The sequence below is a fragment of the Lentzea alba genome (assembly GCF_011067745.1).
Taxonomy (GTDB): domain Bacteria; phylum Actinomycetota; class Actinomycetes; order Mycobacteriales; family Pseudonocardiaceae; genus Lentzea; species Lentzea alba.
Genome location: NZ_JAAMPJ010000012.1, coordinates 16,123 through 40,022 on the forward strand (window position 1 = coordinate 16,123; position 23,900 = coordinate 40,022).

Sequence of the window (23,900 nt, forward strand, 5' to 3'; positions counted from 1 at the left end):
ACACAAAATCGGACACGCCACCCCTCTGTGTCAAGGGTTTGGTTTCAGCTGGTCAGATAGTCGATCAGCATGTCACCGAGCATGCGCCGGTAGTGCTCGCGGCGCGCCGGGTCGAGCATGTCCCGGCCGAAGATCGCGGCGAACGTGTGCCGGTTCGCGAGCCGGAAGACGCAGAACGAGCTGATCGCGATGTGCACGTCGAGCGGGTCGACGTCGGTGCGGAACCGGCCGGCCGCGCGGCCTCGTTCGAGGATCTGCGTCAGGCAGTCGAGCGCCGGGTTCGCCAGTCCCGCCAGCACTTCCGAGCGCGCGATGTGCTCGGCGCGGTGGATGTTCTCGATGCTGACGAGCCTGATGAAGTCGGGATGCGCCTCGTGGTGGTCGAACGTGAGCTCGGCGAGCCGGCGGATGGCGTCCTCCGGCTCGAGGTGTTCCACGTCGAGCTCGGCTTCGAGCGCGCGGATGGCCAGGTAGGCGCGCTCCAGGACGGCGATGTAGAGCTGTTCCTTGCCGCCGAAGTAGTAGTAGATCATCCGCTTGGTGGTGCTGGTGCGCTCGGCGATCTCGTCGACCCGCGCGCCTGTGTAGCCCTTGTCCGCGAACTCCCGGGTGGCTACGTCCAGGATGTCGGCGCGGGTGCGGTCCTTGTCCCGCTGGCGCTCGGCATCGGCTGACGGTGCGGCCACCGGGCCCCCTTCGATCTGCGGACGACCAGCCAACTCTAGTGCAGCCCTTTGCTGCGGGTGGACCAGTGCGCTAGCGTTAACTCACTAGTTCGTACATTAGGTGGGAGACCTGGTGACCAACTACCTGATCGGACTCATCGGCTCCGGCATCGGTCCGTCGCTGAGTCCGGCGCTGCACGAGCGCGAGGCCCGTGAGCTCGGGTTGCGCTACACCTACCGCCTGCTCGACCTCGACGTGATCGGGCAACCGGCGGGGGACGTGCTGGCCGCAGCCAGGGCCGAGGGGTTCGCCGGGCTCAACATCACCCATCCGGTGAAGCAGACGATCCTGCCGCACCTGGACGAGATCGTTCCCGAGGCGGCCTCGCTGGGAGCCGTCAACACCGTGGTCTTCGCGGACGGCAAGGCGATCGGCCACAACACCGACGCCACGGGCTTCGCGCGCAGTCTCAGCCGTGGCCTGCCGGACGCTCGCCTGGAGAACGTCGTGCTGCTCGGCGCGGGCGGAGCGGGCGCCGCGGTGGCTCACGCGCTGCTGTCGCTCGGCACCGGCCGGCTGGGCGTCCACGACGTCGACCTGAGTCGCGGTGCGGGCCTGGTGGCGGCATTGCAACGCCGGTTCGGCGCCGACCGGGCCGTCATGTGCCGGCCTGATGCCGTCCGGACAGCCGACGGTCTGGTGCACGCGACCCCGACGGGCATGGCGGCGCACCCCGGGCTGCCGATCGACGAGTCGTTGCTGCGCGAGGAACTCTGGGTCGCCGACATCGTCTACCGGCCGCTGGAGACGGCGCTGCTCGCGGCCGCGCGGGCACGGGGCTGCCGGGTGCTGCACGGCGGCGGGATGGTCGTGCTCCAGGCCGCGGAGTCGTTGCGGCTCTTCACCGGCGTCGAACCGGACGCGGACCGGATGCTCGCGCACTTCGAGGAGTTGGAGGGAGAACCCGCTCATGCGTCCTGACCTGCGTACCGCCATCGCCACCGTGTGCCTGTCCGGCACGCTCGACGACAAGCTGGCCGCGGCCGCCGAGGCGGGGTTCGACGGCGTCGAGCTGTTCGAGAACGACCTGCTCGCCGCCCGCCGCGGTCCGGCGGAGATCCGGCGGCGGTGTGCCGACCTCGGGCTGAGCATCGACCTGTACCAGCCGTTCCGCGACTTCGAGGCGGTGCCGCCGGACGTGCTCGCCGCCAACCTGCGCCGCGCCGAGCACAAGTTCGACCTCATGGCCGAACTCGGCGTGGACACCGTGCTGGTGTGCTCGTCGGTGTCGCCGGACGCGATCGACGACGACGATCTCGCGGCCGAGCAGCTGCACCTGCTCGCCACACGTGCGGGCGAACGGGGACTGCGCATCGCCTACGAGGCGCTGGCGTGGGGGAGGTTCGTCAACGGCTACGAGCACGCGTGGCGGATCGTGCGCCGCGCCGCGCATCCGGCGCTGGGTGTCTGCCTCGACAGCTTCCACATCCTGTCCAAAGGGGACGATCCGCGGGCCATCCGCGCGATCCCCGGCGAGAAGATCTTCTTCCTGCAACTGGCCGACGCGCCGACGCTGCCGATGGACGTCCTCCAGTGGAGCCGCCACCACCGGCTCTTCCCCGGCCAGGGCGACTTCGACCTGACGACGTTCACCCGCAACGTTCTCGACGCCGGCTATCGCGGACCGCTCTCGCTGGAGGTGTTCAACGACGTCTTCCGCCAGTCCGACCCGTACCGGGCCGCGGTCGACGCGATGCGATCACTGGTCGGTCTGAAGGACTCCTTGGGGCTGCTGGACGTTCCGGCCGCACCCGTCTCGGACGGCTACGCGTTCGCCGAGGTCGTGGGGGAGTCGAACCTGGCCGCGCTGGGCTTCACACGCACGGGCGTGCACCGCTCGAAGCCGGTGGAGCTGTGGACGCAGGGCGACGCACGAGTGTTGGTCAACGCGAACGGTGAGCCGGGCGCGATCGGAGCACTCGGCATCTCCGTGCCGGACCCGGCAGCGGCGGCGCAGCGCGCGAAGGTCCTGCTCGCGCCACCGCTGTCCCGGACGGCGGGCCCCGGCGAAGCGCCGCTGACCGCGATCGCCACCCCGGACGGAACGCAGATCTTCTTGTGCGCCAACGACGACTGGCTCGGCGACTTCGTCCCGACCGGGGAGTCGGCCCCCGGCGCGGGAATCACCGGCATCGACCACGTCGCGTTGACGCAGCCCTTCGACAACTTCGACGAGGCCACGCTCTTCTACCGCGCGGTGCTGGGCCTGGAACCCGGTGCCACCGCGGAGTTCGCGGCACCGTTCGGGCTGGTGCGGGGCCGCGGCGTGAGCGGTGGCGGCGTCCGGCTCACGCTGGACGCCGCACTGGTCCGCCGCGGCGGCTGGGCACCCGCGGTCGAGGAGCCCCAGCACATCGCCTTCACCTGCACCGACGCCGTCGCGTGCGCCGAGGCGTTGCGGCAGTCGGGCGCGCGGCTGCTGGACATCCCTGGCAACTACTATGACGATCTTGCGGCACGGACCGGGTTGCCGGCTGATCGCCTCAGCGCGTTGCGCGAGCACTCCGTGCTGTACGACCGCGACGAGCACGGCGAGTACCTGCACTTCTACACCGAGCTCGCGGGCGCCAGGGTGTTCTTCGAGGTGGTCCAGCGGATCGGTGGCTACCGCGGGTTCGGTGTCACCAACGCACCCGTGCGCATGGCGGCACACCACGACGCACGGGGCCGAACCGGTCAGTTGTCGAAGTAGAGCGTGGCTCCCTGGCAGGAGTACGGGCAGTTCTTCCCCGCGCTTCTCGACGTCACGGCTGACCTCCGGGTCACCGGGCAGGTCGAGGTTCCGGAGGAGGATGAACGAGTTGACCGGGTCTGGCCGTCCAGGTCTTGGTCCTCGCGGGGTAGTTCAAATTTGCACTAGGATTCGGATCATGGAGACCCGGTGGCTGGACGACGGGGAGCACCGCGCCTGGCGTGCCTACCGGGCGCTCACCCTGCTCATGGAGGACACCCTCGACCAACAGCTCCGCCGGGACGCGGGCATCAGCCACATGTACTACTCCGTGCTGGTGTTCCTCACCGAGGCACCGGGCGGACGGCTGCGCATGACCGATCTCGCCGAGGCGCTCAAGATCGCCCGCAGCCGGCTCACCTACACGATCAGCCGCATGGCGGACGACGGCCTGGTCCGGCGGGAAGGCGATCCGAGCGACCGCCGCGGCCAGTTCGCGGTCGTCACCGCGGTCGGCAGGTCCACTTTGGAGCGAGCGGCGCCTGGTCACGTCGCCACCGTCCGGGGGGGTGGTGTTCGACCGGCTGGATCCCGACCAGATCCGGGTCCTCGGAGACGTCTGCGAAATCGTGCTGAACGGACTCTCCGGCCCCGACCGCCCGTCAACGGCGAACCTGCCCTGGCGGCGTTGACGCGTTCCGTGCGGCCGTAGGCTCGGGCGATGCCCGAGCTGAAGCCGCTGCAGGCCGGCCACGCCCAGGCGGTCCTGGCCTTCGAGCTGGCGAACCGCACCTACTTCGCCGCCTCGATCCCCGACCGCGGCGACGACTTCTTCGACCAGTTCACCGACCGGTACAACGCCTTGCTGGCCGAGCACGAGGCCGGCGTCTGCGCCTTCTACGTGCTCGTCGCCGAGGACGGCTCGGTACTGGGCAGATTCAACCTGTACGACTTGGAGGACGGCACTGCCGTACTCGGCTACCGGGTCGCGGAGCAGGCCGCCGGCCTCGGCCTGGCGACCACGACCGTTCGGGAGCTGTGCCGGACGGCGGCGGTGACGTACGGCCTGCGCACCCTGCGGGCGGCCACCTCCCACGACAACGCCGCATCCCGGAAAGTCCTGACCAAGACCGGGTTCGTCCCGGTCGGCCCTGCCACCCCGGCTGATCTCGGCGGCAAGTCAGGAACCTGGTACCAGCGCGACCTCCAGTCGTAGAGCTCGCTCTCGCTCGTCGATCGGCTGAGGGAAGGCGGCGGCCACCGCTGATCATCGGTGGCCGCCGCCTTCCCGCCTGCCCTCGGGCTCAGCCGACCCGGACGAGCCGCCACTGCTGGTCGAACGACCCGTTGTAGGCGCGCTGCACGATCTGGGCGCCGTCAGAGCCTGACCCGTCGAGCACCGACAGCGCGTTGCCGCTGTGCCTTGCCACCAAACGGTAGTAGGCCCCGACCGGTACGAGCTGCCACTGCTGGTCGGCACCGGCGTTCTCGACCCACTGCACGGCGCGGGCGTTGTCGGCGGTGCTGGTGTCCCAGATCGACAACACACGGCCGCTGTTGCGGTTGAACAACGTCCGGTAGTCACCACCGACGTCGGTCACGTGCCACTGCTGGTTCGCGCCGCCGTTGTCGGCCCACTGCACCAGATCGGCGCCGTCCTGCAGGCTCGACTGCAAGGTGTCCAGGACCTTGCCGGTCTGCCGGTTGACCAGCTTGTAGTAAGCGCCGGCCGAGTGGCCGAGGTCGACGTCGCCGTAGCGGACGGCGTTGCGCTCGTTGACCCAGAAGCCCTCCACCGACAGGATCAGCACCCGGCCGGTGCCCGCCACCGGCTGCAGCATGCGGCTGTAGCCCGTGGGCATGGTCGTGCGCACCGGCGTCCACGGGCCGGCGCCGTTGCCCGTGTTGACCCGGACGTCCCCCGAACCGTGGGAGTTGTAGACCAGCCGCCCGTTCGGCAGGGTGATCACCATCGGGCTGCCGCCGTGGTCGATCGTGGTGCCGCCGTCGAGCGCGTTCCACGACTCCGGATCCGCCGAGATCTTGAAGTTGTTGGGCGTGTTCGGTTGCCCGACCATCTCGAACACCATGAGGTACCGGCCGTCGGCCATCCGCGTCACGATCGGCATCCCCGGTCGCAGCGCGCGGTCCGCCATCGCCACGTCCTCGACCACCGGGCCCCAGCGCAGACCGTCGGTGGAGGTCTGGTGCACGAGCTTCTGGTCGTGGTTGTCCTTGTCGCGTTCGTCGGAGTAGTAGACGATCAGCCGGTTGTTCGCCACGAGCAGGTACGGCTCCCAGATCGGCTTGGGGTTCGGGCTGCCCCACTGACCGCCGCCGAGGGCCACCTCGCTGACCCACCGCCAGGTCGCGCCGTCGTCGTTGCTGCGGTAGAGCTGGATCGCGGTCGCCGACCGGTCCGGCGGCGAGGAGATGCCGGCGAGCAGCAGGGTTCCCGCGGGCATCGTGCCGATCCGTTGGGGCAGCACGTAAAGGTGCGGGTTGGTCCAGTTGCCCCACTTGCGCGGCGACGTGTCCGCGACCTTCGAACGGCGCGACCAGGACCTGCCGTTGTCGATGCTGCTCCAGATCGGGAACGTCATGTTCTCGAGCGGCTGGTTGTTGTCCTCGTACGTGGCGACGAGCCGGCCGCTGGGCAGTTGCGCGGACTTGGCGTAGGTGAAGCAGTACGGGCGGGTGCAGTCGCCGGACGGCGCCACGAGCACCGACGGGCCGTAGGCCAGGGCGGGTGACGCGTTGAGCGTGCCTCCCACCAGGACGAGCAACACCGTCAGCAGCCACATCCGGTGTCTTTGCAGGGAAAACATCGTGTGCTCCTCACTCTGTCGAATCGGCGACGAACACGCGCACGTCCCAAGCGCCCAGCTCCAGCGCTTCGCCGGCCGGGACGGAACGGTCCGCCAGGACGTCGGTGAGCTGCACGGGTGCCTTGGCGTGCACGGGTTCCCAGCTCCAGTTGTGCACGACGTGCACGCGGCGCCCGTCGGTCGCGGTGCCGGTGGACGCCGTGACGGACGCCGGCAGGTCACGCCATCCGCTGACCGGCAGGGGGACCAGCCAGGAGGCCAACGCGCGCGCCAGGTCGCGGCCGGGCACCGTGCCGACGCACGTCACGCGGCCCTTGCCGTGCGCGCGGGCGGTGATGGCGGGCCAGCGACCGAAGTGCGGGTGGTCGTACCGCGCGAGCACCTCCGCGTCGATCACGGTGAGCCCGTCGACCCAGTGCGTCGCGGTGGCGTGCTCGGTCAGGCCGTGCACCGGGATCGGCGCACGGAGGTTGCTGAACTCGTCGTAGTGGACCCCGGCGGCTTCGACGAGCCGGGCCGGCGCGACCTCGGGCCGGGCGCGGGCCTCATGATCGGCGTACGCGGTGCGGGGCCCGAGCACCAGATGACCGCCTGCCTCGGCGTAGGCCGCGAGCCAGTCGATCGTCTCGTCGTCCACCACGTACAGCGCGGCCGCGATCAGCACGGGATGCCGCAGCGCGGCCTCCTCGGGCGTCATCCGGTCGCGCAGCTGCCGGGCGTGCACGAGCCGCACCTGCCGGCCCGCGTCGACGGCGCCGCGGTAGAACGGGTCGATGATCCGGTGGTAGGAGGCGAAGTCCGGCTCCCCGTCCGAAGTGGACAGCGGCGGGTACTTCTGCATGAGCCACTTGCTGGGCGTCGAGTAGACCATGGTGATGTCGGCGTCCGGTTCGAGTCCGGCGACCAACGCTCCCGCGGTGTCGAACTCGGCGCCCAGCGCGGCCAGTTCGGCGTAGGTGCGGCCCGGTTTGCCGTGGTGCGGCAGGATTCCGCCCCAGTAGGTCTCGGCGCCGAAGTGCAGGGTGTGCCAGTGCCAGTACTCGATCATGCGCGCGCCCCGCGACACCAGCGCCCACGCGGCCTGCCGCCACTGGCCGTCGAAAGCCGGTCGGTTGTCCCAGGCGAAGCCGATGGAACCGGCGTTGGTCTCGGTGACCAGGAACGGTTCCTGACGCGAGGAGAACATCCAGTCGGCGGTCTGGAACAACGACCACACGCCGGTCGTCTTCCACTTCTGCTCGAAGTCGTCGGGAGTTCGGTCCGGCAGGGCGAGGCCGTCCTGCATGTCGTAGTACGGGTTGCCGGAGGCGATGTCGAGGCTCGCGCTCAGCTCGTCGTCGGCCACGGCACGGCGCGTGTAGGAGATGCACGTGGTGACGAAGTGCTCGGGGCGGGCGTGCTCCCGCACGATGCCGGCCTGCCAGGCGATGAACTCGGTGACCTGGCGGGCCTGGAACTCCCGCCACGCGACGTCGTACTGCGGCTGGAAGTTGCCGTCCGGGGTCCACAGATCGGCCCACGTGGACAGCCGGTGCGACCAGTAGACCAGGCCCCACTCGCGGTTGAGCGTCTCGACGTCACCGTACTTCTCGCGCAGGTGGTCGACGAACCGCTGGAACACCCCGTGGTTGTGCAGGAGCTCGTTGCCCGGCTCGTTGTCGACCTGGAACCCGATGACGGCCGGGTGCGTGGCGTAGCGGGCGACGATCGCGCGGATCACCCGCTCGGCGTGGAAGCGGAACGCGGGATGCGTGAAGTCGACCTCCTGCCGGGCGCCCCAGCCGATCCGCTGCCCGGTGGCCCGTTCGCCGGTGATCTCCGGGTACTGCCTCGCGAGCCACGGCGGCACGGCGTAGGTGGGCGTCCCGAGGATCACCGAGATCCCGCGCTCGTGGGCACCGTCCAGCACGGGTCGCAGCCACTCGAGGTCGAACTCGCCGTTCTCCGGTTCCCAGGTGGACCAGACCGACTCACCGACCCGGATGACGGTGAAGTTCGCCTCCACCATCAGGTCCAGGTCTTCCTTCAACCGGTCGCGGAGCTGGTACTCGTGGTAATAGGCGGCGCCGAACAGCACACGGGCGGGCAGAACCGCCATGGGCAGAACCTCCGAATCGACTGTCATTGTTTGACCGAGCCGGCCGCCAGACCGGACTGCCAATACCGTTGGAGCAGCAGGAAAGCCGCCATGAGCGGGAGCACGGAGAGGGTGGACCCGGTCAGCAGGAGCGCGAGGATGTCGCTGTTCCCGCCGGAGCCTCCTCCCGCGGCCTGCGCCGACCACGCCGCCAGCCCGACCGTGACCGGGTAGAGGTTCGGATCGTTCAGCATGATCAGCGGCAGGAAGTAGTTGTTCCAGGTCGCCACGAGCGTGAACAACACGACCGTGACCAGACCGGGCGCCAGCAGTCGCAGCCCGATCTGGAAGAAGATCCGGACCTCGCCCGCGCCGTCGAGCCGGGCGGCCTCCAGCAGGCTGTCCGGCACGGCGTCCTGCGCGTAGACCCGCATGAGGTAGAAACCGAACGGGCTGACCAGCGAGGGCAGGATGATCGCCCACGGCGTGTTGACCAGCCCCACCTGCGCGAACAGCAGGTAGGTCGGGATGGCCAGCGCGGTGGCGGGCACCATGATCGCGCCGAGCACCGCGCTGGACATGATCGCTTGGCCGCGGAACCGGAACTTGGCGAACCCGTACCCGGCCGCGGCGGCCAGCAGGGCCGCTCCCGAAGCGCTGACGACCGCGTAGATCACGGTGTTGCGCAGCCACCGGACGAACACGCCGTCGTCGTAGGTGAGCGTGCTGCCGACGTTCGTGAGGAACTGCGGCGCGTCCGAGAACCACAGCCCGAACGTGGTGAACAGGTCCTCGGTGCTCTTCGTGGACGCGACGACCAACCAGAACAGCGGCAGCAGGAAGTAGGCGAGTGCGGCCAGCATCACGATCGTCAGCGGCGTGCTGCGTCTCATGGCGTCCTCCGGCGGTTCGCGGTCAGCAGCACGACGTAGGAGACGATCACGATCACGAGGCCCAGCAGGAACGACACGGCCGCCGCGTAGTTGGGCTGCTGTCCGATGAACGTCAGCGAGTAGGCGTAGAGGTTCGCGGTGTAGGCGCTGTCGATGACGTCAGGAGCGATGGCCTGCAACAGTTTCGGCTCGTTGAACAACTGGAAGCTGCCGATCACCGAGAACATCAGCGTCAGCAGCAGCGCGGGCCGCAACGCGGGCAGCTTGATCGACCAGGCGATCCTCCACGCACCTGCGCCGTCCATCGCCGCCGCCTCGTAGAGATCGCCGGGAATCGTGCGCAGCGCGGCGTACAGGATGATCATGTTGTAGCCGACGAACTCCCACGTCACGACGTTCGCGAGGCTGCCGAGCATCCAGCCCTCGCTGAGAAACCGCGGCACCGGCAGGTCCACCGCCCGGCTCAGCTGGGCGAACGGCCCGTAGTCCGGCCCGTAGAGGTAGCCCCACATCAGCGTGGCGACGACGCTCGGCACCGCGTACGGGACGAAGATGCCCAGCCGCACGACCCGTGCGAGCCGCATCAGGCCGCTGTCCAGCGCGAGCGCGAACAGCAAAGCCAGCAACAACATCACCGGCACCTGGACGACGAAGAACGTCGCGACCCGCAACACGCCCTGCAACAGCAGGGGATCGGCGACCGCCCTGGCGTAGTTGTCCAGTCCCACGAACTTCGTGCCGCCGACCAGCTTCGTCTGGAACAGGCTGAGGTACGCCGCGTACGCCAGGGGAGCGAGGAACAGCACGACGAACAGCACCAGGAACGGCGTGGCGAACAGCAGTCCGGCGGAGCCACGCCGATCCTTTGTGGACGACAACGTGCTCATCGGACCGTGAAGCCCTGCCCCTGGGCGAACGTGGTGATCCGCGACTGCCACTGGTCCAGCGCGGCCACGGCGTCGGTCTTCGCCGTCAGCGACTTGCCGACCGTCTCGGTCCAGTCCGTCACGACCTGGTCGAGGAACGGCGGCCACCCGAACGTCGGGTCGACCGTCGAACCGACGTCCGCGAACACCTTGTTGACCTGCTGGCCGCCGAAGAACGCCGGCGTGTCACCGACGAAGCCGGGGTCGGCGACCAGCGCCTTGGTCGCGGGGAAGAAGAACTGCTTGGTGGCGAACAGCTTCGCGCTCTCCGGGTCGCTGTTGAGGAACTGCGCGAAGATCGCCGCCGCGATCGGGTTCCTGGTCGTCTTCACGACGGCCGTGGTCGAGCCGCCCCAGTTGCCGGAGGCGGGCTTGGCGGCGTTCCACTGCGGCAGGGGCGCCGCCCGCCACAGGCCCGCGGTGGACTTCGCCGCTCCGGCGAGGAAGACCGGTCCCCACGCGGCGGTGATCCAGGTGGCGTACTTGCCGTTGTTCAGCGCGGCGTACCACCCGTCGGTGAAGTCGGCCTCGGTGCCGATCACGCCTTCCTGGGCCAGACCACCCCAGAACTTCGCGAGCTTCTTGGAGGCCTCGTCGTTCACCTTGATGCTGATGTCGCTCGCACCCGAGACCGTGTACGGCTTGGCGCCGGTCTGCCACATCAGGCCGTGCCACGCCGCCGCCTGGTTGCCCGCGAGGTTGGTGAGGAAGACCTGCGGGTCGGCGGCGTGCAGCTTCCTCGCCGCGTCCGCGAACTCGTCCCACGTCGCCGGGGGCTTGAGGCCGTGCCGGTCGAAGATGTCCTGCCGGTACAGCAGTCCCAGCGGGCCGGTGTCCTGCGGGATGGCCCAGACCTCGCCGCCCTGGCCGCTGACCTGGCCCCACGTCCAGTCGATGAACTTGTCCCGCAACGCTTCCGCGCCGTACGGCCGCAGGTCGAGCAGGCTGTCGGTGATCGTGAACGTGGGGATGTACTGGAACTCGATCTGGGACACGTCGGGAGCCCCGGTGCCGGCCTGCAACGCGGTGCGCAGCTTGGTGTACGCCGGCGTGCCACGACCCGCGTTGACCACGGTGACCTTGATCGCCGGGTACTTGCGCTGGAACAGCGCGACTTCCTGGTCGATGTCGGGCACCCACGTCCAGAACGTCAGTTCGGTGGGCGTGGCCATGGCCTTGTCGATGTCCGCCTGACTCACCGGAGCCACCGCGGCGGCGGGCGCCGTGCCGCTGGAGCCGCAGCCGCCCAGGGCGGTGCCGAGGGCCGCCACACCGGTGGCCGCGAGGAACGAACGACGGGTGAACTGGGGTGATCCGGGCATGGTGAACTCCTGGAGGCGGGCAGGGGTGACCGGCACGCGAGCAGGCGCGGCGTGCTGGGAGGGGGAGGTGCGCGAGCGGTTACGCGGGTGGTGGCGCCGTGGAGGCGCGGACGACCAGGTCGACCGGTTGGCCGACCGCCGCCGGGACGACTTCCGCGGGTTTTTCGATGGCGTGCACGAGAAGCGCGAGCCCTTCCCTCGCCACGGCGTCGAACGGTTGGCGCACCGTGGTGAGGGGAGGGGTGACGTAGGCGGCGACCGGGACGTCGTCGAAACCGACCACGCTGACGTCCTCCGGCACGCGCAGGCCGGACTCGGTCAGCGCGCGGATCACGCCGATCGCCATGTCGTCGTTCGCCGCGAAGATCGCGGTGACACCGGGAGTCCTGGCCAGCTGACGACCCGCCGCGTGGCCGGAGTCCGGTGACCAGTCGCCTTCGAAGACCGGTGGTTCGGCGGCGTTGCGCGCCTGCAGAGCGGCCCGCCAGCCGTCCAGCCGGTCCTTGCTGGCGAACCAGCGTTGCGGACCTGCGACGTGGTGCACGGTCGCATGACCGAGATCGAGCAGGTGCTCGGTGGCGATCCGAGCCATGTCGTACGCGTGGACGCTCGTGTTGATGACTCGCGGTCCGCTGAAGGACGGTGGTGCGCCGAGCACGAGCACCGGGACGTCGATCTTGACCGGCACCGGGCCGTCGTCGATCGGCTCGGAGATCACGATGCCGTCCACGCCCTGGTCGAGCAACGAACTGATGGCGCCGGCCACCCCGGTCGGGTCACCTTCCACCGTGCTCACGACGCGGAGCGCGTAGCCCGTGTCGCGGGCGGCCCGTTCGATGCCGATGAGCAACGAAGCCGGGCCGTACAGAGCGGTGCCGAGCGCGACCACACCGATGGACCGGGTACGTCCGGAAGCGAGTGCGCGCGCGGCGTTGTTGAGCCGATAGCCGAGCTGGTCGGCGGCCTCCAGCACACGGCGGCGCACGTCAGCGGAGACGTACGGCTCGTCGTTGAAGACCCTGGACACGGTCTTCTGCGAGACCCCGGCCAGCTTGGCGACGTCGACACTGCGCGGCAAAGCAGAGCTCCCACCCGGACTCATCTGTCGCATGGTAGCTCCCGCGGCGGCGTCGCCGATCTTGTCCTGACCTGTATGACTGCGCAGTCATACTGCGTCGGCGGAAGCTCGGCGTCAAGGCCGAGTTCTCAGACGAACGTGTGCCAGCCCCGGTCCGGAGCCGGTAGGCGACCTGCGCGGCCGCGCCCGCGGGCAGGCGCCACGACAGCCTCGCTCGGTGAGGTGTTCGACGCGAGCACTTTCGAGCACTACGTGCCCGCCGCGCTGCGAACCGGTGAGTTCCGGCTCCCGGAGGACGGGCCCGTGTCGTGGACCGCGCATGCCGACCTCGTCGTGGCGGACGTCGCCGCCCTGATGCGTCCTGGTGTGCTGGACGGGGTGACACCGCCGTTGACCGCCGCCGAGATGCTCGACTTCTCCGACGTGGCAGGCGTTCTGAGTGAGCTCACCGGGCGCACGATCACGCGGGTCGTCGTGGACGACGAGGAGTTCCGCGCGGCGCGAGCCGGTCAGTTCGCGGTGACCGACCCGGCCCTGGAAGACCTGCTCGGCCGGCCGGCCATCCCGGCTCGCGCCATGCTCTCGTCGTTCGTGACGCAGCGCCAAGAACACTGAGTCCACAGTGGAGTCAGCGGATAATTTTGTTGTGCCCCAACGGAAATCTTACAAGTTTCAGCTATGGTTGAGGTATGTCGACCATTACCACTGAGCCGAGGCTGAACCTGAAGTCGGTCACCCCGGACGTGTCCACCGCGATGCGGTCGCTGCACCTCGCGGCCGCGGACGCCGCGGCACGGGCCGGACTGCCCGCCCCGCTGCTGGAGCTGCTGCGCCTGCGTGCCTCGCAGATCAACGGGTGCGAGTTCTGCCTCGACCTGCACGCCCGGGACGCCAGGGCCGGCGGCGAGTCGGCGGAGCGTCTCGACGCGTTGAGCACCTGGCAGGGCTCCGCCCTGTTCGACGCACGGGAGAAGGCCGCTCTCGCGCTGACCGAGGCGATCACCCTCGTGCACGACGGACAGGTGCCGGACGCGGTGTACCGGGCCGCCGTCACCGAGTTCGGTGAGGCCGGGACCGCCGCGCTCATCTGGGTCAGCACCGTCATCAACGCCTACAACCGCATCGCGATCAGCACCCGCATGGTTCCGCCGTCACCGGCCCCGGCCGGGTGACGCGACAGAGGGCGGGTCGAGCGGCAGGCGCAGCCGTTCGACCCGCTCCCGCCACTGCGTGAAGTGCCTGCCGCCGCCCGGAGTCACGCCGGAGCCGATCAACCCGGTCACCAGGCGGACGCCGTGCAGGGCGTTGAGCAGCCACACCTCCCGGCCGTCCAGCTCGTCGATGCGCCGGGCCCGCCGGGCGGTCCGGATTCCCCGCGCGGCGGCCAGGTCGAGCACGAGCCCGGCGGTCGTTCCCGGCAGCGCCGGGATCTCCTCGGGCGGCGCGCACAGCACGTCGTCCTCCCACCACAGCACCGACGAGCTGGCCGCTTCGACCACGACGCCGTCGGCGGTCCGCAGGAGTGCTTCCTGGGCGCCGTGGCTCGCCGCTTCGGCCCGCATTTCGCCCAGCGCCAGCAGATCGGGACCCTTGCAGGCGGGCTGCCGCCGGTGATCGGGCCCGTCGGGCACCCACACCCGCACGTGTTCGCCGCGCGCGGGTGCCGGGCGGATCCGCAGTCGCAACGACGGCCGGTGGCCCACGAGCTCGACCCGCGGGAACCAGGCGCCCGTGCGCGGCAGGGCGGCGATCGTCCGGCGCCAGAAGCGGTTCAGCTCTCCCGGCGTGACGACGCCGAGTTCCAGGCAGGACCGGCTGAACCTGGTGACGTGCCGGTCCAGCGAGCGCACCGAGCCGTCCAGCACCAGCCAGGAATCGGCCACCAGCAGGGGAGTGTCCGCGGTCGTCATCAGTGCCCCATCGCCGCTCGTGGCCCGTACGGGGCATGTTCCAGCCACTCTCCGAACCGAGGCACCACGGGCGCCAGGGACGCCGCGGCCCGGCGCCGCAACCGGGCCGCCGTGCTGGGTGGCCGCAGGTGCCGCAGAGCCGCGCCCGCGGCGGCGCTGTTGACCTCGGCCGCCGCTCGCCTCGCGGTGGCGAACCCGGTGACGGCGTCGGAGTTCGCCGCGGGGGACCGACGGCCGGCCGCGATGGCGTCCGCTGCCGCGTGTGCGTCGACGAAGCCGCTGTTCATGCCGCGGGCGCCGAACGGGGGGAACAGGTGGGCTGCCTCGCCCACGAGCAGCACCCGGCGGTGCGGGTCGGTGAAGTCATCGGCGATCAACTGCAGGAACCGGTAGACCGAGATCGCGGTGACGCGCTCGACCGGAGTCGGTCCGATCAACGCGGGCAGCCACCGCAGCACTTCCTGGGGCGAGGCGATGACTTCCGGTGAATCCCCGGCACGGCTCTGCACGTCGACCTGGAAACCCTTCGCATAGGGCACCACGAGCACGCCACGGCCCTCCGCGGCGGGATGCTCGTAGTGCATCACCCGTTCCAGACTCGGCGGGGTGCCCGGCTCGTCGGCGACGTCGACGACCACGTGGAAACCCTCCGCGGCCGAGCCGTCCAGCGTGGTCCCCGTGCACTTGCGCACGGTCGACCTGGCGCCGTCGGCTCCCACCACATGACTGCCCGACCAAGTCTGGCCATCGTCGGTCGCGACGGTGACGCCATCGGAGTGCGCGACGACCTCGCTGACCGGGTGGCTCCACCGCACGTCCACGCCCGCCTTGGCACAGGCGTCGAGCAGGACGCGTTCGGTCTCGCTCTGCCGGAGGCTGGTGAACGGGGGCAGGCCGCGGGAGCGGTCGTGCGGCGGGAACTCCCGCGCATAGACCTCCCGCCCGCGGTACAGGGTGCGGCGGACGTTCCACAGCACGCCCCGGGACGCGAGCTCCGCGCCCAGCCCTTCACTCGTGGATTCCAGCAGTGCCAACGACTTTCCGTGCACGTAAAGCGCGCGGCTGCCGGTGCGGTGCCGGGACGCGGGGTCTGCCTCCAGAAGGACGACGGGCAACCGGTGGGCGCGCAGGGCCAGGGCGGCGAAGAGCCCGACCGGACCCGCGCCCACGACGATCACCGGTGCCTCGTCAGCCACGGGCCACCACGCTGTCCCCGGAGGCGATCAACTGGGCGAGCGCCACGCGCTTGATCTTCCACGTCGACGTCCTGGGCAGGTCGTCGAAAGCCCACTGCCGGGGCGTGCCCAGGGCGGGGAGGTCGGCCGTCGCCCGTTGCCAGCGGTCCGGTGCCAGCGGCGCGCCGCTGCGGGTGCACACCACCGGCACCGCGACGCCGTCCGCGCCGGGGATCACGACCACCTCGCGCAGTTCGTCGAGCCGGGACATCAGCACGTCCTCGATCCGCAGGTTGCTGTCCACCTCGTCGATCTGGTCGATCTCGCGGTCGATCAGGTTCAGGCCGCCCCACCAGCTACGGGTGCCCATGTCGCCCATGCGCCACCAGCCTCCGTTGAGCTGGGCGGCGAACCTGTCCTGGGCGCCCTGGTAGGTGACGATCCGGCCGCGGGTCTGCGCCTCGATGTGGCCGACCGTCCCGCGCGGCACCGGGGCGCCGGAGTCGTTGGTGATCCGCACCTTGGTGAAACCGGGGATGCCGATGCCGACCAGTCGTCCGTTGCCGCGCGCCGCACCTCGTTCGGTGAACATGCGCACGGACACCGGGCCGGTCTCGCTCTGGCCGTAGAGCTGCATGAGGTACTTGCCGCGCCGTTGCGACGCGCCGAGCAGCCGTTGCACGGTGCGCGGGTGGATGGCGTCGAAGGTGCTGCTGAAGCAGCGGACGTTGCGCAGCGGTGCGCCGGGGGCGTCCGCCAGGTCCTCCCACAGCACAAACGTGTTGGGGTGCGTCTCCACGACGCCCGGCTGCCACCGGGCCAGCAGCGGGCCGACCGAGGCGGGGTCGTGGTCCACCAGCAGGAGCAGGCGACTGCCGCCGGACAGGAACGTGCCGAGCGCGTGGTAGAAGCGCGAGTGGACGAAGGACATGCAGAAGGCGGCCGTCTCCCCGCGCACGGGCAACGCCATGATCTTCTGCGGCACCAACCTGTTCCACAGCGCACGGGCGCAGTGCACGGCGAGCTTCGGCACATCGGTCGTGCCCGAGCTGTGCGTGATCATCGCGGGCTCGTCCGGATGCAGCCGGACCGGCGTGGCGCGGCCGGTGACCTCCAGGTTGCCGAGCGTGGCCGCACCGGGGAACGCTCCGGTGACGACGACCCGCTTGCTGGTGAGCCTGGAGATGTCGGTGTGCGTCATCAGCCGGGACAGCGTCGCGTCGTCGGTGACGAGCATCGGCCGGTCGAGCCGGCCGAGCAGGATCCCGACCACGCCGGCGTCCAGGCCGGACGACAACAGCACCGGGATCGCGCCGAGGCGGGACACCGCACAGCCGAGCAACGCGATGTCCACGTTGTCGCGCTTGTGGATGACGACGTGGCTCGCGGGCCTCACCCCGGCGGCGTGCAGCTGGTCCGCCAGCCGGTCGACGAGGTCGGCGAGCGAGCGGTAGGTGTGCTGCAGCCCGGTGTCGGGAGCCACGTCCAGCGGCCGGTCCAGGACGACCGGGACGGCGCCGTGCCGGGACGCCGCCGCGCGGAACATCTGTCCGATGTAGAAACCGCTGCCGGAGAAAAGGGTTTGCTGCAAGGGAAACTCCTCAGTCGGTTACCAGGATCCGGTGCGCACGACGTGGCGGCGCAACTTGCCGGTGGCGGTCCTCGGCAGCTGTGGCACGAGCCGCACGGTGCGGGGGACCTTGAACGCGGGCAGCCGGGACCTGGTCCAGGTGATCAGCTCGTCCTCGAGCCCAGGGGTGTGGCGGGCCGGCACCACGAACGCCCGCAGCCGCGAGGCCTCGTGGTGGTCGAGCACGGCGGCGACGGCGGCCTCGCGCACCAGCGGATGTGCCGCCAGCACTTTCTCGATCTCCAACGGCGACAAGGAGATCCCGCCGACCATCTCCATGTCGTCGGTGCGACCGAGGTGGCTCAGCGTGCCGTTGGAGTTGAGGCGCACCCGGTCGTGCGTCGTCAGCCAGCCGTCGACCAGCGTGCTGCTGGTGAGCTCCGGCTGGTTGAGGTAGTGGGAGAACAGCGTCGGGCCGCGCACCCACAGCTCGCCGTCGCCGCGGGTCGGAAAGCCCTGCGCGTCCCGCACCTGCACCTCCCAGCCGGGGACGGGACGGCCCAGCGTGCCGGGGACGTTGTCGCCGATCCCGTTGGCGCAGAACGCGTGCCCGGCCTCGGTGGAGCCGATCTGCTCGAACACCTCGATCCCCAGCCCGTCGCGCAGCCGGGCGTCGAGCGCCTCCGGCATGGGCTCGCCCGCCGACACCGCGGCTCTGAGCGAAGACAGCGCACTGTGTGTTCTGGTGGACGCCAGCGCCGCGTACGAGGAAGGCACGGAGTACAGGAGGTTCACCCGGTGCCGGGCGATCAGCTCGACGAACTCGTCCGCGCCGGGCCGGTGCGGGGTGAGCACCGCGGACGAACCCGAGTGCAGCGGGAACACCAGTGCGTTGCCGAAGCCGTACGCCCAGAACATCTTCGACACCGACAGCGCGACGTCACCGATGCCGATGCGCAGGACGTCACGTCCCACCGTCGTGCCGTACAGGGCGAGGTCCTTGTGCGCGTGCACGACACCTTTCGGCTTGCCGGTGGTGCCGGAGGTGTACTGCACGTAGAGCGGGCTCGTCGCGGTGACGTCCGCGACCGGCCCGGCGGCGGTCGTCCAGGCCAGGTCGAGCAGGTGGTCGACGTCGATCCACCCGCGGCCGGAGAAGCGGTCCTCCAGGGCCGCGTCCGTCACGCAGGCGCGGGCGCCGCAGTCCGCGAGCAGCAGCCGGTGGTCGGCCTCGGTGAGCTCGGGGTTCACCAGCACGGCGACCGCGCCCAGCCGGGTGATCGCCAGGAAGGCGACGACCCACGCGACCCCGTCCGGCGCGGCCAGCAGCACGTGGTCGCCCTTGCGGACACTGCGGTCGTACAGCACGCCCGCGGCTCTGGCCGCGAGGTCGTGGATCTGGCCGTGCGACCACGTCTCGTCGCCCACCAGGTAGGCGGGCCGGGACGACCAGCTCGACCGATCGGCGTGCGCCGCCAGTGCGAAGGCGGCGTTGTCGACTCTGCTCATCAGCCGGCCTCCACCTCTGCGCCCACCACAGCCGTGCGACGGCGACGGCGCGCGTGCCTGCCCTGTCGATGGACGCGTGGCTCGGCGGACAGCACGGCGGCGGGCCGGTGCGCGCCGGAGCTCCAGTACGCCCGCATCGGCGCGGCCAGCTTGAGCAGCATCTCCTGGTACTCGCCGTCGGGGTCGGAGTCCAGCACGACCGCGCCGCCCGCGCCGATCCGCACCCGTCCCGCGGCGAAGACGGCCGTGCGGATGACGATGCTCAGGTCGGCGGATCCGTTGCAGCTCAAGAAACCCAGCGCGCCGGAGTACACGCCGCGGGCGCTCGGCTCCAGCTCGTCGATGATCTCCATCGTGCGTTCCTTGGGAGCGCCGGTCATCGACCCGCCGGGGAAGCAGGCCCGGACGACGTCCAGCGCGTCGAGGCCCGGCCGCAGGTCGCCCCGCACCGTCGACACGAGCTGGTGCACGGTCCGGTACGTGCGGGTCCCCATCAGCTCCGGCACGTGCACGGTGCCCACCTGGCACACGCGGCCCATGTCGTTGCGCAGCAGGTCGACGATCATCAGGTTCTCGGCGCGCGTCTTCGGGTCCTCGGCCAGCGCGTCGCGCAGCGCGGTGTCGGCTTCCGGCGTAGCGCCGCGGGCGGCCGTGCCCTTGATCGGCTCGGCCTGCACGACACCGTCGGCGCCGACCCGGAGGAACCGCTCCGGTGAGGAGCTGGCCACGTCGACCTCGCCGAAGCGCAGGTAGGCGGAGTACGGCGCCGGGTTGACCCGGCGCAGCACCCGGTAGTAGTCGGCGGAGGCGCACGTCGCGGGCAGTTCGACCGCCGTGGTCAGGCAGATCTCGTAGCTCTCGCCGGCACGCAGTTGTTCCTGGCAGGCAACGACATCGGCGCGGTAGTCGGCGGCCTCGCGCAACAGCCAGCGCTCGGTGATCTCCACGGCGTCCTCTTCCTGCGGCCACGACCGCAGGGGCGGTGCCTCGTGGGACGACAGCGAGGAGAGGAAGGCGAGCGTGGCGTCGAGCCAGCCGGCGGCCTCGTCGTGGCCCGAACGCGTGTCCTCGGCCAGGCAGAGCAGATGCGCCGTGTGTTCGTGATGGTCGATCACGATGACGCGGTCGGCGAACAACCAGGCCGCGTCCGGGGTGCTGCTGCGGTGGGCGGCCTGGCCGCCGAGCGCCGCCTTGAGCTCGTAGCCGAAGTACCCGACCCAGCCGCAGGTGAAGTCGAACGGGAGGTCTGGCTGGGCGTGCGCGCGATCGGCCAGGCCGCGCCGCAGGTAGGTGAAGATGTCCTCGCGCAGCCTGGTCGCCGGTCGGCCCGCGCGTTCCACGGTGACCACGCCCGCCCGCACGTCGTAGCTGCAGTACTCGGCGAGCGGACCGGTGTCGTCGCCCAGGTAGGAGAACCGCGCTCCGCGTTCGCCCGCTCCGGCGCCGTCCAGCCAGAACGCGCGTTCCGACGCCGAGTGCAGTTCCGCGAACACCTGCTCGGGGTCGACGACCCCGTGGAACACGGCGGTGTGCAAGCGGTGACCGGTGTCCTGTGCAGGCGCGCTTTCGTTGTCCACCACCGTGTTCGTGGTGCCGCGCACGGTGATGGACGGCCGCGCCGCCTCGGAGAGCGTGCGGAAGTTGGCCAGCAGCCGGGTGCCCCACTCGGTGAGGATCGACTCGGGGTGGAACTGCACTCCCCAGTGCGGCCGGGTCCGGTGCCGCAGCCCCATCAGCACGCCGTCCTCCGCCCAGGCGGTGGCCTCCAGGCCGGGCGGCAGCGGTTCGGGTACGTACAACGAGTGGTAGCGCACCGCCGTGAAGCCCTGGGGGATGCCGTCGAACAGGTCGCGACCGTCGTGCGTCACGGTGGTCGGGTGGCCGTGGCGGGCCTGCGGTGCCAACGCGATCCGCGCTCCCGCCTGGAACCCGAGTCCCTGGTGACCGAGGCACACGCCGAGCACCGGCAGCACGTCCTGGTCCAGGAACCTGGTGGAGCCGGCGAGGTCCCGGCTTCTGCCCGGTCGTCCGGGACCGGGGGAGATCACCACGTTGTCCACGTCGCCGAACGACAACCTGGCGAGCTCCGGGTCGTCGTTGCTCAGCACGAGGGGGTCTTCCCCGTTCACGCTCGCGACGAGGTGGAACAGGTTGTAGGTGTACGAGTCGTGGTTGTCGATCAGGAGAGTCCGCACTGAATACGCTCCGGTGCTCGGGGGCGGCGGCGACTGGTGCTGCGGCGGCTGTTCAGCGGCGACGTGAGCGCGACTGCGGCGCGCTGGGGAAGGTCGCCGGGGCTGCGTGCCGTGACCGTGACGCTCTGGGGGGTCGTGAGCCCTGGCGGGCTTCGGTGTCTTGCGGCACGGCCGGGGGCCGGAGGCCGGGTGAGTTCGAGGTCGGCGCGTCGGCGACGGCGGGCAGGCTGGTCCGGATGGTCTGCAAGGTCCCGCCGGTGGGCAACGGGTCACCGGCGGGCGCCGCCACGGGGACGGTGCCCCGGCGCAGCCACGGACCGAGCACCTTCATCACCTGCGGCATGAGCACCCAGGTCATCAGCCCTGTCACGCAGACGCACAGGATCAGCGTGCGCGCCAGCAGCGGGAGACCGGTGACGCGCGGGATGACGGTGACGTTGACCAGCAGCACCGCGGGGAACACGCCGATCAACGTCACCAGCGCCGTCTTCCACTTCGGTGGAGGTTTCGGTGGTCCGGCGGCCGGTGGTGCCTGCGGTGTCTGTCCTGCCTGTCCTGTCTGGGCTGGCCGGGGCGGTTCGACTCGGGAGGAGAAGCGCCCGACGTACTCGCGCCACGTCGCGTGAGACCGCGAACTGTCCCACTCGGCGGCGCTCTCGGGGCTGTCGAACCAGCAGATGACCAGCCAGGTCGCCGAATCGCCCGATGCTTTCTCCATTCTGCCGTCGAGATAGCCTTGTGATCTGGATGCCGCGCTGAGCAATCCCTTTACCGACGTCGAGAAACTCGCCATCCTGCCCGGCATCACCCGGTGCGTGCTGATGACGACGCCCTCGTTTTCGTCGGACATCGGACCGAATGCCTCCTTCGGTGCGTCGACTGCTCCGTTCGACGTGGCTGGAAAGCGCGTACATGGATTCATACGGCCGTCTGTAGGTGAGGGTTCAACCGAACTTGTGAGCGCTAACTTCACGTCCGCTACACACTCTCAGGCGTTCTGTTGGCGGCCCGCATGCCTGGAAGTGGGTAAATCCATTTTGGAAGAATATAGTTCGGCTATCGTCGGCATGGGTCCGCGAGGCCTCTCCGTGTTGGAAAGAATGTGCGCCAATTGGTTGCCTGCTGTTCTTGGTGATGAGTTGGTGGTGCACGTGGTGGACCCTGCGGAACACGGTTCTGGAAATGTGTGGAACACCCGGCAGTCGAGCGGATTCCTGATGAACACGGTGTGTTCTCAGGTCACGGTTTTCCCTGATGACAGCGTGCGGATGGAAGGTCCGGTCCGTCGTGGCCCGTCGTTGTACGAATGGTCGCGATCGGTCGCGTCCACCGCGAGCCTCGACGACGGGAACGACACGATCCGGAGCGAAGCCAGGCGCCTGGGGCCCGACTCCTACGCCACGCGTGCGTTCTACGGGCACTACCTCGTGTGGGCGCTGAAGGAGATAGCCCGCACCGCTCCCGTCGGGGTGCGCATCGTCCACCACCGCCAGCTCGCGGTGGACGTGACCGAGAACGAGACCGGGCACGCGGTCCGGCTGGCCGACGGACAGGTGCTCGACAGGTTGGGCGCGGTAGTCCTGGCCCAGGGGCACCTGCCGTCACGGCTGGGCGTCCGCGAGCGTGAGCTCACCGAGTTCGCCGCGGCCCGCGGTCTGCGGTACGTGGCACCGGGCAACCCCGCCGACGCCGACCTGACCTCGGTCGAACCGGACGAGCCGACGCTGTTGCTGGGCCTGGGACTCAACTTCTTCGATCACCTGGCCGTGCTGACCACCGGCCGGGGTGGGCGGTTCGAGCGCAGCGACGGCGTTCTCGTCTACCACCCTTCCGGCTCCGAGCCGCGGCTGTACGCGGGGTCGCGCCGCGGTGTGCCGTTGCACGCGAGGGGCGAGAACCAGAAGGGCGCGCACGGGCGTCACCAGGCAGCAGTGCTGACCGAGGACGTCGTGGCGGCGCTGCGATCCGCGCCGGTCGACTTCCGCGCCCACCTGTGGCCGTTGATCGCGAAGGAGGTCGAGACGGTCTACTACGCGACCGAGCTGGCCTCGCTGGGCCCCGCTCGGGTGGCCGAGTTCTCTTCTCGGTACCGGTCGTGCGCTCCGGGTCCTGAGGAAGCGGCGCTGCTGGACGAGTACGGCGTCGCGGAGGGTGCGCGCTGGGACTGGACGCGCGTGGAGAACCCGGTGGACCGGCTCGGGTTCACCTCGATCGAGGAGTTCCGCCCGTGGCTGCTGACGCACCTGCGCGAGGACGTGGCCAGAGCCGCCGAGGGCAACGTGCGCGGCCCGGTCAAGGCGGCGCTGGACGTGCTGCGCGACCTGCGCAACGAGATCCGCGCGGTGGTCGACCACGGCGGACTGCGGGGCCGTTCCCATCGCGACGACCTGGAGCACTGGTTCAGCCCGCTCAACGCGTTCCTGTCCATCGGGCCTCCCGCCCGGCGGATCGAGGAGATGGCGGCGCTGATCTCCGCCGGCGTGCTGGACGTCCTCGGCCCCGGCACGCGCGTCGAAGCCGTCGAGGATTCGTTCTTCGCGGTTGCCGACCTGATGCCGCAGCCGCTGCCCGTGCGGGTGGTGATCGACGCGCGCATGCCCACGCCCGATGTCCGCACCACCGACGACTCACTGCTGCGGCGCCTGCTCGCCGCCGGACGGTGCCGGCCGCACCGGGTTCCGGACGGTGAGGGCGGGGTGCTGGAGACGGGCGGGCTGGACGTGACTCCCCGGCCGGCCAGGGTGATCGCCGCCGACGGCGCGCCGAACCCAGGGCTGTACGCGCTGGGGGTGCCGACCGAGTCGGTGCACTGGGCGACCGCGGTGGGGATCCGGCCTTGTTCGGCTTCGGCGACGGTCGGTGACGCGGATGCGATCGCGCGGGCGGCGCTGGGGTCGCGTTGTGTGCCTCGGCGTGGGCGCGAGGGCGCAGGGAGGGCGATGTGACGCATGCGTTGAGCGGCAAGGGATTGATCGGTGACGCGGATGCGGTCGCTCCGGCCGTGCTCGGTGCGTGTTGCG

The 23,900-nt window shown here is 70.3% G+C and carries 20 protein-coding genes; 7 read left to right on the forward strand and 13 right to left on the reverse strand.

Annotated elements, in window-relative coordinates; translation table 11 throughout:
- Positions 1–44 precede the first annotated feature (44 nt).
- Complete coding sequence (locus G7043_RS35040) at positions 45–686, reverse strand: TetR/AcrR family transcriptional regulator (protein ID WP_166052962.1); 642 nt, start codon at positions 684–686, stop codon at positions 45–47.
- A 112-nt stretch (positions 687–798) separates the two neighbouring features.
- Here G7043_RS35040 and G7043_RS35045 point away from each other — a divergent pair, with 112 nt between their 5' ends.
- From G7043_RS35045 to G7043_RS35060, 4 genes are all read left to right on the forward strand, one after another.
- Complete coding sequence (locus G7043_RS35045) at positions 799–1,647, forward strand: shikimate dehydrogenase (protein WP_166052963.1); 849 nt, start codon at positions 799–801, stop codon at positions 1,645–1,647.
- On the forward strand, positions 1,637–3,418 hold the full coding sequence (locus G7043_RS35050) for a bifunctional sugar phosphate isomerase/epimerase/4-hydroxyphenylpyruvate dioxygenase family protein (protein WP_166052964.1): 1,782 nt from the start codon (positions 1,637–1,639) through the stop codon (positions 3,416–3,418). Before G7043_RS35045 ends, G7043_RS35050 begins: the two co-directional genes overlap by 11 nt.
- 178 nt (positions 3,419–3,596) lie before the next feature.
- Positions 3,597–4,109, forward strand: a complete 513-nt coding sequence (locus G7043_RS35055; protein WP_207312167.1) for a MarR family winged helix-turn-helix transcriptional regulator — start codon at positions 3,597–3,599, stop codon at positions 4,107–4,109.
- A gap of 9 nt (positions 4,110–4,118) precedes the next feature.
- Positions 4,119–4,613, forward strand: a complete 495-nt coding sequence (locus G7043_RS35060; protein ID WP_166052965.1) for a GNAT family N-acetyltransferase — start codon at positions 4,119–4,121, stop codon at positions 4,611–4,613.
- An 88-nt stretch (positions 4,614–4,701) separates the two neighbouring features.
- On the opposite strand, the gene G7043_RS35065 is transcribed toward G7043_RS35060, so the two are convergent.
- The 6 genes from G7043_RS35065 to G7043_RS35090 all read right to left on the reverse strand — a co-directional run bounded on the left by G7043_RS35065 (position 4,702) and on the right by G7043_RS35090 (position 12,545).
- A complete protein-coding gene (locus tag G7043_RS35065; RefSeq protein ID WP_166052966.1) occupies positions 4,702–6,225 on the reverse strand; it encodes an RICIN domain-containing protein in 1,524 nt (507 codons plus the stop codon).
- 10 nt (positions 6,226–6,235) lie between these two features.
- On the reverse strand, positions 6,236–8,323 hold the full coding sequence (locus tag G7043_RS35070; RefSeq protein WP_166052967.1) for a beta-galactosidase: 2,088 nt from the start codon (positions 8,321–8,323) through the stop codon (positions 6,236–6,238).
- 23 nt (positions 8,324–8,346) lie between these two features.
- On the reverse strand, positions 8,347–9,195 hold the full coding sequence (locus tag G7043_RS35075) for a carbohydrate ABC transporter permease (protein WP_207312168.1): 849 nt from the start codon (positions 9,193–9,195) through the stop codon (positions 8,347–8,349).
- On the reverse strand, positions 9,192–10,082 hold the full coding sequence (locus G7043_RS35080) for a carbohydrate ABC transporter permease (protein ID WP_166052968.1): 891 nt from the start codon (positions 10,080–10,082) through the stop codon (positions 9,192–9,194). Before G7043_RS35080 ends, G7043_RS35075 begins: the two co-directional genes overlap by 4 nt.
- Positions 10,079–11,443 (reverse strand): ABC transporter substrate-binding protein, encoded by a 1,365-nt coding sequence (locus G7043_RS35085; RefSeq protein ID WP_166052969.1) that lies wholly within the window; start codon positions 11,441–11,443, stop codon positions 10,079–10,081. Before G7043_RS35085 ends, G7043_RS35080 begins: the two co-directional genes overlap by 4 nt.
- A 79-nt stretch (positions 11,444–11,522) precedes the next feature.
- A complete protein-coding gene (locus G7043_RS35090) occupies positions 11,523–12,545 on the reverse strand; it encodes a LacI family DNA-binding transcriptional regulator (protein WP_166052970.1) in 1,023 nt (340 codons plus the stop codon).
- Positions 12,546–12,743: 198 nt separating this feature from the next.
- Between G7043_RS35090 and G7043_RS35095 the strand changes: the two genes are divergently transcribed.
- Positions 12,744–13,136 carry a hypothetical protein gene (locus G7043_RS35095; RefSeq protein WP_207312169.1) on the forward strand — a complete coding sequence of 131 codons (393 nt, stop codon included), beginning with the start codon at positions 12,744–12,746 and terminating at the stop codon, positions 13,134–13,136.
- 74 nt (positions 13,137–13,210) lie between these two features.
- Positions 13,211–13,693 (forward strand): carboxymuconolactone decarboxylase family protein, encoded by a 483-nt coding sequence (locus tag G7043_RS35100; protein WP_166052971.1) that lies wholly within the window; start codon positions 13,211–13,213, stop codon positions 13,691–13,693.
- On the opposite strand, the gene G7043_RS35105 is transcribed toward G7043_RS35100, so the two are convergent.
- From G7043_RS35105 to G7043_RS35130, 6 genes are read right to left on the reverse strand one after another with little or no spacing between them, the layout of a single operon-like run.
- Positions 13,673–14,431, reverse strand: coding sequence for an aminotransferase class IV (locus tag G7043_RS35105; RefSeq protein WP_166052972.1), 759 nt, complete (start codon positions 14,429–14,431; stop codon positions 13,673–13,675). The two genes, G7043_RS35100 and G7043_RS35105, sit on opposite strands and share 21 nt — an antisense overlap.
- Positions 14,431–15,627: an FAD-dependent monooxygenase gene (locus G7043_RS35110; protein WP_166052973.1), complete on the reverse strand. Its 1,197-nt coding sequence runs from the start codon at positions 15,625–15,627 to the stop codon at positions 14,431–14,433. Before G7043_RS35110 ends, G7043_RS35105 begins: the two co-directional genes overlap by 1 nt.
- Positions 15,620–17,197, reverse strand: coding sequence for a class I adenylate-forming enzyme family protein (locus tag G7043_RS35115; protein WP_207312170.1), 1,578 nt, complete (start codon positions 17,195–17,197; stop codon positions 15,620–15,622). The genes G7043_RS35110 and G7043_RS35115 overlap by 8 nt, the downstream gene beginning before the upstream one ends.
- Positions 17,198–17,215: 18 nt before the next feature.
- Positions 17,216–18,685, reverse strand: a complete 1,470-nt coding sequence (locus G7043_RS35120) for an AMP-binding protein (RefSeq protein WP_166052974.1) — start codon at positions 18,683–18,685, stop codon at positions 17,216–17,218.
- Positions 18,685–20,880, reverse strand: coding sequence for an aminodeoxychorismate synthase component I (gene pabB / locus G7043_RS35125; protein WP_166052975.1), 2,196 nt, complete (start codon positions 20,878–20,880; stop codon positions 18,685–18,687). Before pabB ends, G7043_RS35120 begins: the two co-directional genes overlap by 1 nt.
- A gap of 52 nt (positions 20,881–20,932) precedes the next feature.
- A complete protein-coding gene (locus G7043_RS35130) occupies positions 20,933–21,730 on the reverse strand; it encodes a hypothetical protein (protein ID WP_166052976.1) in 798 nt (265 codons plus the stop codon).
- A 217-nt stretch (positions 21,731–21,947) separates the two neighbouring features.
- On the opposite strand from G7043_RS35130, the gene G7043_RS35135 reads away from it, so the two are divergent.
- Entirely contained in the window at positions 21,948–23,825 is a 1,878-nt protein-coding gene (locus G7043_RS35135; protein ID WP_166052977.1) for an FAD/NAD(P)-binding protein, read from the forward strand.
- The last annotated feature ends 75 nt before the right edge of the window (positions 23,826–23,900 follow it).

Coding starts and splice junctions, on each gene's coding strand:
- G7043_RS35050 (WP_166052964.1), top strand. CDS start 1,637: ATGCGTCCTGACCTGCGTACCGCCATCGCCACCGTGTGCCTGTCCGGC.
- G7043_RS35055 (WP_207312167.1), top strand. CDS start 3,597: ATGGAGACCCGGTGGCTGGACGACGGGGAGCACCGCGCCTGGCGTGCC.
- G7043_RS35060 (WP_166052965.1), top strand. CDS start 4,119: ATGCCCGAGCTGAAGCCGCTGCAGGCCGGCCACGCCCAGGCGGTCCTG.
- G7043_RS35065 (WP_166052966.1), bottom strand. CDS start 6,225: ATGTTTTCCCTGCAAAGACACCGGATGTGGCTGCTGACGGTGTTGCTC.
- G7043_RS35070 (WP_166052967.1), bottom strand. CDS start 8,323: ATGGCGGTTCTGCCCGCCCGTGTGCTGTTCGGCGCCGCCTATTACCAC.
- G7043_RS35075 (WP_207312168.1), bottom strand. CDS start 9,195: ATGAGACGCAGCACGCCGCTGACGATCGTGATGCTGGCCGCACTCGCC.
- G7043_RS35080 (WP_166052968.1), bottom strand. CDS start 10,082: ATGAGCACGTTGTCGTCCACAAAGGATCGGCGTGGCTCCGCCGGACTG.
- G7043_RS35085 (WP_166052969.1), bottom strand. CDS start 11,443: ATGCCCGGATCACCCCAGTTCACCCGTCGTTCGTTCCTCGCGGCCACC.
- G7043_RS35090 (WP_166052970.1), bottom strand. CDS start 12,545: ATGAGTCCGGGTGGGAGCTCTGCTTTGCCGCGCAGTGTCGACGTCGCC.
- G7043_RS35100 (WP_166052971.1), top strand. CDS start 13,211: ATGTCGACCATTACCACTGAGCCGAGGCTGAACCTGAAGTCGGTCACC.
- G7043_RS35105 (WP_166052972.1), bottom strand. CDS start 14,431: ATGACGACCGCGGACACTCCCCTGCTGGTGGCCGATTCCTGGCTGGTG.
- G7043_RS35120 (WP_166052974.1), bottom strand. CDS start 18,685: ATGAGCAGAGTCGACAACGCCGCCTTCGCACTGGCGGCGCACGCCGAT.
- G7043_RS35130 (WP_166052976.1), bottom strand. CDS start 21,730: ATGTCCGACGAAAACGAGGGCGTCGTCATCAGCACGCACCGGGTGATG.
- G7043_RS35135 (WP_166052977.1), top strand. CDS start 21,948: ATGGGTCCGCGAGGCCTCTCCGTGTTGGAAAGAATGTGCGCCAATTGG.